Below are 15,243 nucleotides of genomic sequence, written 5' to 3'. Positions count from 1 at the left end.
CCCCCGCAACTGAACCGGACGCCGCGCGAGACGGCGCCGTGGAGGAACCCCAGGACATGACCGAACCGCTTCCGCTCCGCCGCCGGCGCCTGCTGCAAGGCGCGCTGGCGGCCCCGCTGCTGCCGGCCCTGGCCCGCCCGGCCCTGGCGCAGGGCGCCTGGCCCAGCCGCACCGTGCGGGTGATCGTGCCCTTCACGCCCGGCGGCTCGAACGACGCCGTGGCGCGGCCGCTGGCCGACCACCTCCAGCGCCGGCTGGGCCAGGCCTTCGTGGTGGAGAACCGCCCCGGCGCCGGCAGCACGCTGGGCTCGGCCGAGGTGGCGCGCTCGCCCGCCGATGGCTACACGCTGCTGGTCACCTCCTCGACCTTCGCCACCAGCGCGGCGACGCAGCGCACCCCCTATGACGCGACCGGCGATTTCGAGGGCGTCGCGCTCTGCGCCACGGCGCCGCTGCTGGTGCTGGCCACCAGGGATTTTCCGGCGTCCACCCTGGCCGAGGCCGCCGCCTATATCCGCGCCAATCCCGGCAAGGTGGATTACGGCTCGGCGGGGCCCGGCAGCATCAACCAGCTCTCGGCCGAGCTGTTCGCGCAGCGCGCCGGCGGGCTGCAGCTGGTGCACATCCCCTATCGCGGCATGGGGCCGGCCACCACCGACCTGGTCGCCGGCACCATCCAGCTGCTCTTCACCACCGTGCCCTCCGCCGCCGGGCTGGTGCGCGAGGGCGCGGTGAAGGTGCTGGGCTGGACCTCGGAGGCGCGGCCGGAAAGCGGCCCCGTGGCGCCGACGCCGAAGGAGAGCGGCCTCGACTACAGCGCCGAGATCTGGTGGGGGCTGCTGGCCCGCCGCGGCACCCCGCCCGAGATCCTGCAGCGCCTGAACGCCATCGCCAACGAGGCGCTGGGCGAGGGGCGGCTGGCGCAATACCTGCGCAGCGAGGGTGCCACCCCCGCGACGCGCCCGCCCGGCGAGTTCGACGCCTTCCTGCGGCAGGACGTGGCGCGCTGGCGCCAGGTGGCCGAGACCGCGCAGATCCGGATCGACTGAGCATGACCGACACCGCCCCGACGCCCCCCCGCCTGGCCCGCAAAAGCTTCGACCCGGAGGCGCGCGGCGCGCTGGACGGGGTGCGGGTGCTCGACCTCGCCCGGCTGGTCGCCGGCAACACGCTGAGCATGGTGCTGGCCGACCATGGCGCCGAGGTGGTGAAGGTCGAGCCGCCCGAAGGCGACACGCTGCGCGCCTGGAAGGTGCGCGGCGTCGAGACCTCCTGGAAGAGCTGGTGCCGCAACAAGAAGAGCATCTGCCTCGATTTGCGCTCCGAAGAAGGCCAGGGCGTGGTGCGCGCCTTGGTGCGCGAGGCGGCCATGCTGACCGAGAGCTTCCGCCCCGGCGTGCTGGAGGCGATGGGGCTCTCGCCCGAGGCGCTGCTGGCGATCAACCCGGCGCTGGTGATCGTGCGCATCAGCGGCTGGGGGCAGGACGGGCCCTATCGGCACAAGCCCGGCTTCGGCACGCTGGTGGAGGGCTATTCCGGCTTCGCCGCCGTCAACGGCTTCGCCGATCGCGAGCCGGTGCTGCCGCCGATGTTCATGGGCGATTGCTATGCCGGCCTCTATGGCGCGGCCACCGCCATGATCGCGCTGCGCCATGCCGAGCGCACCGGCCAGGGCCAGGTGATCGACCTGTCGCTGATCGACCCGATGCTGGCGGTGATGGATCCGCAGGCGGCGAATTACCGCCTGACCGGCCAGGTGAAGCAGCGCACCGGCAGCCGCAGCACCAACACCGCGCCGCGCAACGCCTATCGCTGCCGCGATGGCGGCTGGGTCTGCCTCTCCTCCTCCACCCAGGGCATGACGGAGAAGCTGCTGCGCAGCATCGGCCGGCCCGAGCTGATCGAGGATCCGCGCTTCCGCACCAACCCCGACCGGCTGCGGCACTGGCAGGAGCTGGACGCGATCATCGGCGATTTCATCGGCGCGCGCGACAAGCGCGAGGTGCTGGCGCATTTCGACGCCGCCGGCGTCACCATCGGCCCGATCATGGACGCCGCCGACCTGCTGCAGGACGAGTATGTCGCGGCACGCGAGGCGCTGATCGAGGTGCCGGACGAGGACATGCCCGATGGCCATGTGCCGATGCATGGCATGGTGACGCGGCTGTCCGCGACACCCGGCATCCTGGCGCGGCCGGCGCCGAAGCTCGGCGAGCACAATGAGGCCATCCTGCGCCCGGCCCTGGGCGAGGACGCTTATGCGCGGCTGGCCGCGCAGGGGATCATCCGCGGCGGCGCCTGAGCCGACGCGGCGAGAGAGGGAATCGAGATGGACAAGAACCAGGCGCCGCTCGGGCGCATCGGACGGCGCGGCCTGCTGGGCGTGGCGGCGGCGGGGCTGCTGCCGCTGCCGCTGCGGGCGCAGGAGAGCTGGCCGGCGCGGCCGGTGCGCATCATCGTCAGCTATGGCGCCGGCGGCGCGGTGGACACGGTGGCGCGGCTGGTCTTCACCCGCGTCGGCACCAGGCTGGGCCAGAGCCTGGTGATCGAGAACCGCGCCGGCGCCGGCGGCAGCATCGCCGCCAATGCCGTCGCGCAGTCGCGGCCGGATGGCTACACGCTGCTCGACGATGCCAGCGGCTTCGCCATCAATCCCGGCCTGCTGGCGCGGCTGCCCTATGATGCGCGCAAGGATTTTGTCCCGGTTTCGGGCATTGTCACCGTGCCGAACGTGCTGCTGCTGGGCCCCGCCTGCCCGGCGAAGGACGTGGCGGAGCTGGTGGCGCTGGCCAAGCAGCGTCCGGGCGAGCTGACCTGCGCCAGCACCGGCACCGGCTCCTCGCAGCATCTGGGGCTGGAGCTGTTCAACCGCATGGCGGGCACCGAGATCACCCATGTGCCCTATCGCGACACCCCGGCGGCGCAGAACGATCTGCGCGCCGGGCGGATCTCGATGATCGTCTCCACCGCCACCTCCGCCCTGCCGCTGCACGGACAGGAGAATCTGCGCGTCATCGCCCATGGCGGCGATGCGCCGGTGGAGAAGCTGCCCGGCGTGCCCGCCGTGGCCGCGACGCTGCCGGGCTATCAGAGCCTGGAATGGCACGGGCTGTTCGCCCCCGCCGGCACGCCGGCGCCGATCGTCGCCGCGCTGCACGCCGCCATCGACGAGACCCTGGCCGAGCCGGAGCTGGTGGAGCGGCTGGCGATCCTGGGCGCGCGGCCGAACCGCGTCTCGCAGGCGGCCTTCGCGGGCTTCGTCGCCGGCGAGATCGACAAATGGGGAAAGCTGATCCGCGAGGCCGGCATCACCCCGGGCTGAGCCCAGAGGGCCGGGGCGCTGCGCCGCCCCGGCCGATGCGCGTCAGCGGATGCCGGCGCGCATGAAGCTCTGCACGAATTGCCGCTGGAACAGCAGGAAGCCCAGCAGCAGCGGCGCCGCCGTCAGCAGCGTGGCGGCGCTGATGATCGCCCAGTCGATGCCCTGGTCGGTGGAGGCGAAGATGGCGAGGCCGACGGTGAGCGGCCGCGTCTCCACCGTGTTGGTGACCACCAGCGGCCAGAGGAAATTGTTCCAGTGGTAGGAGACGGAGGTGAGGCCATAGGCCAGGTAGGTCGGCCGCGCCAGCGGCACATAGACCCGCCACAGGATGGCCCACAGCCCGCAGCCCTCGACCCGCGCCGCCTCCTCCAGCTCCTTCGGCACCTGCAGGAAGGTCTGCCGCAGCAGGAAGATGCCGAAGGCCGAGGCGACATAGGGCAGGCCGATGCCGAGCACCGTGTCCACCAGCCCGAGCGCGCGCATGGTGCGGTAGTTCTCGACGATCAGCATGTCCGGCATGATCATCAGCTGCACCAGCACCAGGGCAAACAGCGCGCTCATCCAGCGCGAGCGGCTGCGCGCGAAAACGAAGGCGGCGAGGGTGCAGAGGATGAATTGCGAGCCGGTGACGAAGCTGACCAGCAGCACGGTGTTGAGGAAATAGCGCGCGAAGGGCGCGGCCTGCCAAGCGGCGGCGAAATTCTCCAGCGTCAGCGGCGCGAAGATCTCGAAGCGCGTGGCATAGCCGGTGGGGTGGAAGGCGGCCCAGAGCGCGTAGAGCACCGGCGCCGCCCAGAGCAGCGCCAGCGTCCAGGCCGCCAGGCTTTCCAGCGCCAGGCCGAAGGGGAGGGCGCGGCGCGGCGCGGCGGCCTCCACGCCCTCGGGGTGCAGCACCGCGCTCACCGGTAATGCGTCCGGCGGCCGAGCAGCAGGAACTGCGCGGCGGCGACGAGGGCGAGCAGGCCGAGCAGCACGGCGGTCGCCGCCGAAGCCTGCGCCGTGTCCCAGAAGCGGAAGCCGGTCTCGTAGATATAGGTCATCAGCAGGGCCGTCGCATTGTCGGGGCCGCCCTGGGTCATCACCAGGATATGGTCCACCAGCCGCACGCTGTTGATCACCGCATTCACCGCGATGAACAGCGTGGTGGGGCCGAGCAGCGGCAGGGTGACGCGCCAGAAGATGCGCGCGCGGGAAGCACCCTCGACCGCCGCCGCCTCATGCAGTACGGGCGGGATGGATTGCAGCGCGGCGAGGTAGAAGATCATGAAGAAGCCGGCTTCCTTCCAGATGGCGATGGCCATCATGGCGCCCAGCGCGGTCTCGCGGCTGCCCAGCCAGTTTGTCGGGCCCCAGCCCAGCAGCAGCGCGGTGGCACGGTCGACCAGCCCGTAATCCGGCGTGTAGAAGAACAGCCAGAGATTGGCGACCGCGATCATCGGCAGCACGGTCGGGGTGAAATAGGCGACGCGCAGCGCCGCCTTGCCGCGGATGCGGCCATTCACCCAGAGCGCCATGGCCAGCGCCAGGCCGATGGAGAGCGGCACCGTGCCCAGCGCGTAGAAAAAATTGTTCCACAGCGCCTGCAGGAAGACCGGATCGTCGAACAGCGCCGCGTAGTTCTCGGCGCCGACGAAGCGGGCGGGGCGCCCGCCGCGCGGCGTCGAGAACAGCGAATGCCACAGCGTGGCCAGGGCCGGCACATGGGTGAAGGCGGCCAGCAGCAGCAGGGCCGGGCCCAGCATCAGCCAGGCATGCAGCGTCTCGCGTCCGCGCATCTCTCCGGCCCCTTCCTGCTCAGCGATAGCGGCGCAGGATGCGCTCGGCCTCGCTCTGCGCCGCCTGCATCGCCGGCACCGGCTGCTGGCGGCCGGTCAGCACCGCCTGCAAGCCATCATTCAGCGCCTTGGTGACGCGCTGGTTCTCATGCGTCGACAGCTCGGCCACCGCATGCGGCAGCTGGTCGCGCGCGACGGCGGCGGCGGGGAAGCCGGCGACATATCGCCGCATCTTCTCGGTCTCGAACGCGGCGGGGCTGACGGCGACATAGCCGGTGTCGATGCCCCATTGCGCGGCGCGCTCCGGCGCCGTCAGGAAGCGGGCGAACTTCACCGCCGCCTCGCGCTTCGCCGCATTCGCCGCCTTGAAGACATAGAGATTGCCGCCGCCGGTCGGGCTGCCCGGGCGCCGCCCGGCGGGCAGCATGGCGACACCGAAGGGGAAGGGCGCGTTGTTCTTGACATTGGTCAGGTTGCCGGTGGTGGTCCACATCATCGCCACCTTGCGCTCGAAGAAGTCGCGCGGCGTGGTGCCCCATTCGACGATGCCAGCCGGATGCACGCGGTGCTTGGTGGAGAGGTCCAGCCAGTATTGCAGCGCCTCGGCCACCTTCGGGTCGGCGAAATAGGTCTCGTTGCCGGCCTCGTTCATCAGGCGCACATCGTTCTGCGTGGTCAGCGCCTGGAACAGCCAGTAGGGGAAGCCGGAGGAGGGGATCTGCATGCCCCATTGCGTCACGCTGTCACCCTGGCGCTTGGTCAGGCGCTGGGCAAATTCCACCTGCTCGTTCCAGTTGCGCGGCGCCTGCTCGGGATCGAGCCCGGCCTCACGGAACGCGTCCTTGTTGTAGTACATGACGATGGTGGAGCGCTGGAACGGAATGCCCCAGACCTTGCCGCCGCTGCGGCTGTTCTCCATGAAGCCGGGATAGAAGCTGCCGGTCCAGGCGGCATCGGTGCCGGGCAGCTCGTCCCAGGGCACCACCACCTCCTCGTCGATCAGCGTGAACATGTCGGTGGACAGCAGGCAGGCCATGTCCGGCGCATCGCCGCCGCGCGCCGCGGTCAGCGCCTTGGTGATCGAATCCTGGTAGGAGCCGGTATAGACCGGGCGCACCCGGATGCCCGGATTCTCGCGCTGGAAATCGGCGCAGTAGCCATCAATGATCCGCGCGATCGGACCGCCGACGGCGATCGGATAGTTGAAGCTCAGCTCGACCGGCGATTGCGCGCGCAGCGCCGGCGCGGCCAGCAGGGGCGAGGCGGCGAGCGCGCCGAGGGCGGCGCGGCGGGTCATCGTCATGGCGGGTTCCTCTGGGTCAGGCGAAGGCAGGGTCGCGTGCCGGCAGTGCCAGGCGGCGGCCGGATTCGGCGTCGAAGAAGTGCCGCGTGGGCGGCAGGCGCAGCCGGATCGGGCTGCCGGCCGCCAGCGCGTGATGGCCGGGGATGCGCGATTGCAGCAGCCCCTGGCCGATGCGGCAGGAGAGCACCGTCTCGGCGCCGAGGAATTCGCAGCCCTGCACCAGGGCGGGCAGGCCGTCGCTGTCGCTCGGCGCGACCTCCTCCGGCCGCAGGCCGAGCAGCGCGCCGGCTGCATCGGGGGGTGCCACCGCATGGTCCGGCAGCCCGTCGATCACGGCGCCCTGCGGCCCCGGCGCCAGGCGCAGCAGCGACATGGGTGGCGTGCCGATGAAGCTGGCGGCGAAGGCCGTGGCGGGCCGCGCATAGAGCTCGGCCGGTGTCGCATCCTGCTCGATGCGGCCATCGCGCATCAGCACCACCTGGTCGGCCATGCTCATCGCCTCGGCCTGGTCATGCGTGACATAGACCATGGTCAGGCCGAGCCGCTGCTGCAGCGCGCGGATCTCGCGCCGCATCTCGGCGCGCAGCTTGGCGTCGAGGTTGGAGAGCGGCTCGTCCATCAGGCAGATCGGCGCCTCGGAGACGATGGCGCGGGCCAGCGCCACGCGCTGCTGTTGCCCGCCCGAGAGCTGCGCCGGGCGCCGCCGCAGCAGCCGCTCCAGCCCGAGCAGCCCGGCGGCGCGCTGCAGCCGCGCCTCGCGTTCCGCCCGCTTCAGGCCACGCGCGCGCAGGCCGAAAACGATGTTCTCCGCGACGTCCAGATGCGGGAACAGCGCATAGGACTGGAACACCATGGAGATGCCGCGCGCGGAAGGCGGCAGGTTGGCGACGTCGCGCCCGGCCAGCTCCACCCGCCCGCTGCTGGCCGGCTCCAGCCCCGCCAGGATGCGCAGCAGCGTCGATTTCCCGCAGCCCGAGGGGCCGAGCAGCACGACGAAACGGCCCTGCGCCGCGCGCAGCGTGATATCGCTGAGCGCCGTGGTGGCGCCGAAATCCTTGCAAAGCGCATCGAGGCGGATGGCATCCGCCGGAGGGGTGGCCGCGTTCATGGCGGCGGCAGGTAACGGGTTCGTGCGACCGGCCGATGACGGTGCTGTGTCAGTTCCGTGAAGGAACGCTGCCAGCGGCGTGACGGTCGGGCGCTAGCCCGGCGGGTGCGGGATGGCGGCCAGCAGCTCGCGCGTATACTCGGCCTGCGGGGCGTGCAGCACCTGCTCGGTCGGCCCCTGCTCGACGATGCGGCCCTGGCGCATGACGATGACGCGGTCGCAGAGCAGCCGCACCACATGCAGGTCGTGGCTGACGAAGAGATAGCTCATGCCCAGCCGCAGCTTCAGATCCTGCAGCAGGTTCAGCACCACCGCCTGCACCGAGACATCGAGCGCCGCCGTCGGCTCGTCGAGGATGACGAGGTCCGGGTTCAGCGCGATGGCCCGCGCAATGCCGACCCGCGCCTTCTGCCCGCCGGAGAGCTGGTGCGGGAAGCGGTGCAGCAGGGCGCGCGGCAGGCCGACGAGATCGGCCAGCTCCGCCACGCGCTCGCGCAGGGCGCCGCCGCGCGCATCCCCCATGCGCAGGATCGGGTCGGCGATGGCGCGCGCCGCGGTCAGGCGCGGGTTGAGGCTGTCGGTCGGGTCCTGGAACACCATCTGGATGCGCCGGCGCAGCGGCGAGGCGGCGAAGCCGCGCGCCGGCATGGCGCCGATCTCCTGGCCCAGGAAACGGATGCTGCCGGCGCTGGGGTCCAGCAGCCGCATCAGCATCATCGAGGTGGTGGATTTGCCGCAGCCGCTCTCGCCCACCAGGCCGACGCTCTCGCCGCGCCGCAGGGTGAAGCCGATGCCGTCCACGGCGCGGAAGGGCGCCGGCGCCTCGCCGCGCCGCAGCCAGCGCGCCAGCAGCCCGGCCTTGCCCTCGCGCGGATACTCTTTCACGAGGCCCGTGACTTCGAGCAGGGGCGGCGCATCCGGGGCTGCCTTCGCCGCCGGCGCGTCGGGCAGTGGCGCGGCGCTGCCCTCCGGCAGCAGATCGCGCAGCTGCGCGCCGGGGCGCGGCGTGGCGCGCATCAGCCGCCGCGTATAAGGGTGCTGCGGCGCGCGGAAGATTCCTTCTGCGGCGGCCTGCTCCACCACCTCGCCCTGCTGCATCACGGCGACACGGTCGCAATAGGCGGCGGCGAGGCCCAGATCATGCGTGATCAGCAGCGTCGACAGGCCGCGCTCGCGCGTCAGCTCGGCCACCAGGTCCATCACCGCCTTCTGCGTCGTCACATCGAGGCCGGTGGTGGGCTCGTCGGCGATCAGCAGGCGCGGGCGGCAGGCCAGGGCGAGGGCGATGACGACGCGCTGGCACATGCCGCCCGACAGCTCGAAGGGGTATGCGTCATAGCGCTCGGCGGCGCGGGCGATGCGCACCTGCTCCAGCGCCTCGATCGCCTTGGCGCGGGCATTCGTCCGGGTCGCCTGGCCGTGGCGGCGCAGCACATCGGCGATCTGCCGGCCCACCGGGCGGATCGGGTTCAGCGCGGCGCGCGGGTTCTGGAAGATCATCGAGATCTCCCGCCCGCGGATATCCTGCATCTCGCTTTCGCTGAGGTCGCGCAGCGCCACGCCGGAGAAGGCGATGGAGCCCTCGGCGATGCGGCCGGCGCGGTCGAGGATGCGCATCACCGCATAGGAGGTAACGGATTTGCCGGAGCCGCTTTCGCCCACCACACCCAGCGTCTCGCCACGGGCGATGGAGAGGTCGACGCGCTTCACCGCGCGCACCGTGCCGCGGCGCGTGGCGAATTCGACGGTGAGGTTCTGCACCTCCAGCAGCGGGATGGCTTGGCTGTCCATGCGCTCAGCTCCGGCGCTGCGGGTCGACGATGTCGCGCAGACCGTCGCCCAGCAGGTTGAAGGTGAAGACGGCGAGCATCAGCGCCAGGCCGGGGAACAGCGCCACCCACCATTCGCCGGAGACGATGTAGGAGGCGCCCTCGGCCACCATGATGCCCCATTCCGGCGTCGGCGGCTTGACGCCGAGGCCGATGAAGGACAGGCCGGCGGCGTTGAGAATGGCATAGCCCATGGTCAGCGACATCTGCACCGCCATGATCGGCAGGATGTTGGGCAGGATCGTCGTCAGCAGCACGCGGTATTCGCCATTGCCGGTCAGCCGCGCCGCCTGGACATAGCCGGCCTCGCGCCGCACCGCCGCTTCCGCCCGCGCGATGCGGGCATACAGGGGAAAGTTCACGATGGCGGTCGCGATGACGATGTTGGTCACCGTGTTGCCCAGCGCGGCGACGATGCCCATGGCCAGCACGAAGAGGGGGAAGGCCATGATGGTGTCGGCCAGCCGCCCCACGATGCGGTCGGTCCAGCCGCCGAAATAACCCGCTGCGATGCCGGACAGACCGCCCAACAGAAAAACAAGCGCGACGGAGGAGAGGGCGATGCCCATGTCGAGCCGCGCCGCCACCATGACGCGGGAGAGGATGTCGCGCCCCAGATGATCCGTGCCGAAGGGGTGGCGGGCGGAGGGCGCCGCCAAAGCGCGGCTGGTGTCGCTGGCCAGCGGGTCGAAGGGCGCCAGCGCCGGGCCCAGCACGGCGCAGAGCAGCAGCAGGAAGAACAGCACGAAGGCGGCGGCGGTGACCGGGTTCTCCGCCACCACATGCCGCGCATGGCGCAGCAGGGCGGCGAGGGGCGAGCCGCTCTCGGCCGCGGGCAAAGCAGGGGTCTCGGCCATCACGCCACCTTGCGCATGCGGGGATCGATCAGCCCGTAGAGCAGGTCGATCGCCAGGTTCAGCAGGATGTAGAGCACCGCCATGGTCAGCACGAAGCCCTGCACCGGCGCGAAATCGGAGGCGATCAGCGCCTCCACCGCATAGGAGCCGATGCCCGGCCAGGCGAAGACCTTCTCCACCAGCACATTGGCGCCGAGCAGGAAGGAGAAGACCATGCCGAGCGTGGTCAGCACCGGCAGCATGGCGTTGCGGAAGGCATAGGTGAAGACGATGGTGCGGCCGGACAGGCCGCTGGCCCGCGCGGTGCGGATGAACTCGGCCGAGAGGGCGGCGAGCATCGCCGCGCGCGTCATGCGCGCCAGCGGGGCCAGGGCGAAGAGACCGAGGGTGGCCGCCGGCAGGATGATCTGCGCCAGCGCCGCGCGGAACACCTCGCCATCGCCCGCCAGCAGGCTGTCGACCAGCAGAAAACCGGTGCGCGCCGGCGGTTCACTGAGAAAACTGTCGAGCCGGCCGAGCGGTGCCGGCACCCAGCCCAGCAGGTAGTAGAAGACATAGACCGCCAGCAGCCCGGTGAAGAACACCGGCAGGGAAACGCCGGCGGTGGTGACCAGGCGGCAGAGATGGTCGATCCACGACCCCTGGCGCAGCGCCGCCAGGATGCCGAGCGGCACGGCGACGGCGACCGCCAGGAACAGGCCGAGCAGCGTCAGCTCCGCCGAGGCCGGCAGCCGCGCCGCGATCTCGGCGGCCACCGGCTGGCCGGTGGTCAGCGAATTGCCGAGATCGCCCTGGGCCAGCGCGGTGATGTAGCCGAGGAACTGCACCCAGAGCGGCTGGTCGAGGCCGAGCTGCGCACGGATGGCGGCGATCGCCTCCGGCGAGGCGACGGGCCCGGCGAAATAGATCGCCGGGTCGCCGGGCAGCACGCGGGTCAGCAGGAAGGTGACGATGATCACCCCCGCCAGGCTGGGCAGCGCCGTGCCCAGCCGTGTCAGCGCGGTGCGCAGCATCGGTGTCGCTCCTCAGCCCTTGGTGAAGGCGCGGAAATCCGGCTCGCGGCAGGGCCAGAACTGGTAGCCGCTGATGTTCTTCTGCATCGCCATGTCGTGCAGCGGCTGCGCCAGCGGCAGCACCGGTGCCTGTTCCTGCGCGAGACCCACGAAGCCCTTCACCGAGCGCTCATACTCCGCCGGGTCGGCGGTGAAGCGGGCGGCGTCGATCAGCTTGTCCATCTCCGGGTTCTGGTAGGAGGCGACGTTGAAGATCGAGTTGCTGCCGTGGAAGTTCCAGAAGAAGTAGTAGTCGGGCCAGTCCAGCCAGCCGGCGAAGCGGTTGATCACCATGGGCGCCGTCTTCTTCGCCAGCTCGCCACGGAAATTGGCGCCGGGCACCTTGTTCAGCTCGACATTGATGCCGAGCGGGGCCAGCGCCTCCTTGATCAGCACGGCGATGGGCTCGGCGACGGTCGCCTGGCCGGCATCGAACAGCACCGAGGTGGTCAGCCCGCCCGGCGCCACCTGCTGCACCAAAGCGCGCGCCTTCGCCATGTCGGTATTGTAGGGGAAGGGCTGCGGCCAGGCGGTGGTCGGGCCGCCCTGGGCGCCATACATGCCGACGCCGCGGCCATACAGCGCCACCTGCATGATCTTCTCATAGGGCAGCGCCCAGGCCACCGCCTGGCGCAGCCGCATATCGGTGAAGGGGCCGGTCGCGCTGTTCATGGCGCAATACCAGATGCCGTTCGGCACCGGCACACCCACCACCTTCACCCGCCCCGCCGCGGCAAGGTCAGAAAAGTCCTTGGGCGGCAGCAGGGCGGAGACATCGGCATCGCCCCGCTCCAGCAGCGCGCGGCGCGTCGAGGGCGAGGGGATGTCGCGGGTGATGATGCGGCGCAGCTGCGGCTTGCGGCCCCACCATTCCTCGTTGCGGACATAGATGGTCTCGGTGCCCGGGCGCCAGGCCTCGACGCGGAAGGCGCCGGAGCCGGCGACATTGTTCTTCAGCCACTCCTTGGCCCAGGGGTCGCCGCCGGCATTGGCCTTGGCGGTCTCGCTGTCGATGACATAGGGGATGGTGACGCCGAGATTGGGCATCAGCAGCTTGTCGCGGCGGATGAAGTCGATGCGGAAGGTCTTGTCGTCCAGCGCCACGAACTGCTCGGGCTTCTCCATCGAGCCGGCGGCCATCTGCGTGGTGGCGAAGCCGCCGATCGAGACGGCGCGGTCCAGCGACCATTTCACATCCTGCGCGCGCACCGGGCGGCCGGAATGGAACTTGGCGTCGCGCAGCTTGAAGGTCACGCTCATGCCGTCGCTGGCTTCCTGCCAGCTCTCGGCCAGCTCCGGCTCCAGCTCGTGTAGGGTGAAGCTGTGGCCGCCGCCATCGGGCAGCGGCACCTTCTTGTAGCTCAGCAGCCGGTCATAGCAGTTCAGCGCCACGCCATTCACCGGCTGCGAGGCGCCGATGCCCTGCATGTCCATGCTGTTGGGGCCGTATTCCTGCACCAGCAGCAGGGTCTCGGCGCGGCTGGCGGATTGCGCCGCGGCCGGAGAGGCGCGCAGCGCCGGGGCGGCGAGGGCGCCGGCCGTGGCGGCCAGGAAGGCACGACGTTGCATGGGCTGTCTCCGGTCCGGTGCGGATGGGGAAAGGTCGCGGCGGCGCATCAGGCGGGCGCCGTGTCGCGGCGGGCGAGCCAGGCGCGCCAGCCGCCGCTGTCAGAAATATCCTCGGCCTGGCGGGTGCCTTCGGCCTCCACCAGGAAGCCCTTGGGGGTGGTGCCATCCTCCAGCAGCAGCGTGCCGAGGCCGAGCGGCGCCGGGATGGCCGCCAGCAGCGCGCCGATGCGCGACAGCGGCAGCGACCACACTTCCAGCGCGATGGCATGGCCGGCGCCGGGTGCGACGCGCAGCAGGCCGGGCCGCTCCGGCGGGCCGCCGGGCAGGCGGTAGAGCCGGTAGCAGGGCATTGTGCGCGCGGCGCGCAGGAAGCTCGCCTCCAGCGCCAGCAGCTCGCCATTCAGCGGCAGGCCGGACATGTGCGCGCCGACGACGGCGATCTCCAGGCGCGGGCTCATGCCGCCGCCTCGAAGCGCAGGCCGAGCGCGGCCAGCGCCGCATCCGACCCGCCGGGGCCGATGAAGGTGGCGCCGGCGGGCAGGCCGTCCGGCCGGTCCGGCCCGGGCACGGCCAGCGCCGCCAGCCCCAGCAGGTTGACGAAATTGGTGTAGGTGCCGAGCCGGGCATTCGGCCCGATCGGGTCGGCCTCCAGTTCTTCCAGTGTCGGGAAGAGCGGCGCGGTCGGCACGGCCAGCGCGTCGATGCCGGCCCAGAGGGGCTGCGTCGCATGGCGCAGCGCCTGCAGCCGGTGCAAAGCACGGAAGGCGTCCGCGGCGCTGTGGCGGCTGCCCTGGCCCTCGATGATGCCGCGCGTCACCGGCAGCACCGCGCCATCCGGCGCCCCGTCGAGGAAATCCTCCAGCGCGGCTAGGCGCTCGGCCACCCAGGCGCCCTCATAGAGCAGCGCGGCGACCTCGAAGAAGGGCGAGAAATCGACCGGCACCAGCGCCAAGCCGAGGCCCTCCAGCCGCGCCAGCGCCGCGTCCCAGGCGGCCTCGGCCGCGGCGTCGAAGCGGCGCCGGCTGGCCTCGTCCGGGACGCCGATGCGGCGCGCGGCGGGCGCCGAGGCGGGGTCGCCCAAGGGGAATTCGCGGGACCAGGGGTCCTCGGCGTCGGGGCCGGCCAGAACAGCCTGCACCGCCCAGGCCTCGGCGACGCCGCGGGTGAAGAGGGAGACGCAGTCGAGCGAGCGGCAGGCCGGCACCACGCCGCGGCTGGAGACGGCGCCGGGAGTGGGCTTCAGCCCGACCAGCCCGCACAGCCCGGCCGGGATGCGCCCCGAGCCGGCCGTGTCGGTGCCAAGGGAGAAGGGCAGCAGCCCGCGCGCCACGGCAACCGCCGAGCCGGAGGAGGAGCCGCCCGGCACCCGCCCTGGCGCGCGCGGGTTGCGCGGCACCGGGTGCGGGGTGCGCACCCCCACCAGCCCGGTCGCGAACTGGTCGAGATTGGTCTTGGCCATCGGGATGGCGCCGGCCTCGACCAGGCGCTGCACCGCGCCGGCATCGCGATCGGGGGCATAGGCGAAGGCGGGGCAGGCGGCGCTGGTCGGCATGCCGGCCACGTCGATATTGTCCTTCACCGCGAAGGGAATGCCCCAGAGCGGCTTTTTTCCGGTGGCCGGGCCGAGGGCAGCCAGCCGCGCCGCCAGCGCGGCCTCGTCGATGACATGCAGGAAGATGCCGGGGTCGTCGCAGGCCAGCAGCCGGCCCCGCAAGGCGGGCAGCAACTCGGCCGGGTGGGCGCCGGCGGCATAGGCGCGCTGCCAGTCACCCAGATCGGCCAGGGGAAGGGTGGAGAGATCCATGCGCCGGCCCTGCAACGGCCTCGCCCGGACCTCCGGGCGAAAGGCTCAGCCAGGGCTAAGCAAGGTGCATGCCAGAAATTTTCGCCGCTGTGGAAGGCAATTTCGGCGCAGCCGGGTCATCATTGCATGCAAACCGAAAAAAATGCCTATGAAATGCTCAATTGCCGGCCTGCAGAAAAGCGGCCCCGCCCGCCAAGCTCTCCCAGGAGGCCCCACTGAAAAAAATGTGGCGGCGCATGGCGTCGGCGGCGGCCTCGGCATCGGCGCGCAGCAGGGCGGCCACCACCGCCGCATGCTCGGCATGGGAGCGGGCGAGGCGGGAGGGCGCCTCGAACTGCGCGCCGCGGAAGGGCGCCAGCTGGCGATGCGTGGCCAGCGCCACCTCGGCCAGGCTCGGATTGTGCGCGCCCTCATAGAGCAGGGCGTGGAAGCGGCGATTGGCCTCGCGATAGCCGGCGCGGTCGCCGTCCCGGACCATGGGCGCCATGGCGGCGTGCAGCGCCTCCAGCGCCGCGCGTTCCCGCGCCGTCATGCGCAGCGCCGACCAGCGGGCGCAGAGCGCCTCCAGCTCCGCCAGCAGCTCGAAGCCGGCGCGCAGCCGGGCAGGGGCGGGGCAGGCCACAA

The 15,243-nt window shown here is 71.5% G+C and carries 14 protein-coding genes; 3 read left to right on the top strand and 11 right to left on the bottom strand.

From position 1 onward, the window contains the following. Window positions 1-56 precede the first annotated feature (56 nt). The 3 genes from HMPREF0731_RS17250 to HMPREF0731_RS17240 are packed head-to-tail and all read left to right on the top strand — an operon-like array spanning window position 57 to window position 3,322. Complete coding sequence (locus HMPREF0731_RS17250; protein ID WP_040613816.1) at window positions 57-1,049, top strand: tripartite tricarboxylate transporter substrate-binding protein; 993 nt, start codon at window positions 57-59, stop codon at window positions 1,047-1,049. A gap of 2 nt (window positions 1,050-1,051) precedes the next feature. Beyond that, complete coding sequence (locus tag HMPREF0731_RS17245; RefSeq protein ID WP_007005465.1) at window positions 1,052-2,302, top strand: CaiB/BaiF CoA transferase family protein; 1,251 nt, start codon at window positions 1,052-1,054, stop codon at window positions 2,300-2,302. Window positions 2,303-2,329: 27 nt separating this feature from the next. Then, on the top strand, window positions 2,330-3,322 hold the full coding sequence (locus tag HMPREF0731_RS17240; RefSeq protein WP_007005464.1) for a Bug family tripartite tricarboxylate transporter substrate binding protein: 993 nt from the start codon (window positions 2,330-2,332) through the stop codon (window positions 3,320-3,322). Window positions 3,323-3,364: 42 nt separating this feature from the next. Here the strand turns inward: HMPREF0731_RS17240 and HMPREF0731_RS17235 are convergent, their stop codons facing one another. From HMPREF0731_RS17235 to HMPREF0731_RS17190, 11 genes are all read right to left on the bottom strand, one after another. After that, entirely contained in the window at window positions 3,365-4,225 is an 861-nt protein-coding gene (locus HMPREF0731_RS17235) for a carbohydrate ABC transporter permease (RefSeq protein ID WP_007005463.1), read from the bottom strand. Continuing rightward, window positions 4,222-5,097 (bottom strand): carbohydrate ABC transporter permease, encoded by an 876-nt coding sequence (locus HMPREF0731_RS17230; RefSeq protein ID WP_007005462.1) that lies wholly within the window; start codon window positions 5,095-5,097, stop codon window positions 4,222-4,224. The genes HMPREF0731_RS17235 and HMPREF0731_RS17230 overlap by 4 nt, the downstream gene beginning before the upstream one ends. A gap of 19 nt (window positions 5,098-5,116) precedes the next feature. Then, a complete protein-coding gene (locus HMPREF0731_RS17225; protein ID WP_007005461.1) occupies window positions 5,117-6,400 on the bottom strand; it encodes an ABC transporter substrate-binding protein in 1,284 nt (427 codons plus the stop codon). Between the two features lie 16 nt (window positions 6,401-6,416). After that, a complete protein-coding gene (locus HMPREF0731_RS17220) occupies window positions 6,417-7,508 on the bottom strand; it encodes an ABC transporter ATP-binding protein (RefSeq protein WP_007005460.1) in 1,092 nt (363 codons plus the stop codon). Between the two features lie 93 nt (window positions 7,509-7,601). Then, a complete protein-coding gene (locus tag HMPREF0731_RS17215; RefSeq protein WP_007005459.1) occupies window positions 7,602-9,299 on the bottom strand; it encodes a dipeptide ABC transporter ATP-binding protein in 1,698 nt (565 codons plus the stop codon). A 4-nt stretch (window positions 9,300-9,303) separates the two neighbouring features. Then, window positions 9,304-10,194 (bottom strand): ABC transporter permease, encoded by an 891-nt coding sequence (locus tag HMPREF0731_RS17210; RefSeq protein ID WP_051014805.1) that lies wholly within the window; start codon window positions 10,192-10,194, stop codon window positions 9,304-9,306. After that, entirely contained in the window at window positions 10,194-11,207 is a 1,014-nt protein-coding gene (locus tag HMPREF0731_RS17205; protein WP_007005457.1) for an ABC transporter permease, read from the bottom strand. The genes HMPREF0731_RS17210 and HMPREF0731_RS17205 overlap by 1 nt, the downstream gene beginning before the upstream one ends. Before the next feature lie 12 nt (window positions 11,208-11,219). Beyond that, window positions 11,220-12,815, bottom strand: a complete 1,596-nt coding sequence (locus tag HMPREF0731_RS17200) for an ABC transporter substrate-binding protein (protein ID WP_007005456.1) — start codon at window positions 12,813-12,815, stop codon at window positions 11,220-11,222. 47 nt (window positions 12,816-12,862) lie between these two features. After that, window positions 12,863-13,273 (bottom strand): allophanate hydrolase-related protein, encoded by a 411-nt coding sequence (locus HMPREF0731_RS26230; protein ID WP_007005455.1) that lies wholly within the window; start codon window positions 13,271-13,273, stop codon window positions 12,863-12,865. Next, a complete protein-coding gene (gene atzF, locus HMPREF0731_RS17195) occupies window positions 13,270-14,619 on the bottom strand; it encodes an allophanate hydrolase (RefSeq protein WP_007005454.1) in 1,350 nt (449 codons plus the stop codon). Before atzF ends, HMPREF0731_RS26230 begins: the two co-directional genes overlap by 4 nt. 157 nt (window positions 14,620-14,776) lie before the next feature. After that, window positions 14,777-15,243, bottom strand: a 467-nt coding sequence (locus HMPREF0731_RS17190; protein WP_169312303.1) for an FCD domain-containing protein, incomplete at its 5' end; no start/stop codon positions are given.

The sequence above is a fragment of the Pseudoroseomonas cervicalis ATCC 49957 genome (assembly GCF_000164635.1).
Classification (GTDB): Bacteria; Pseudomonadota; Alphaproteobacteria; order Acetobacterales; family Acetobacteraceae; genus Pseudoroseomonas; species Pseudoroseomonas cervicalis.
This window is presented reverse-complemented; position numbering and strand designations above follow the sequence as displayed.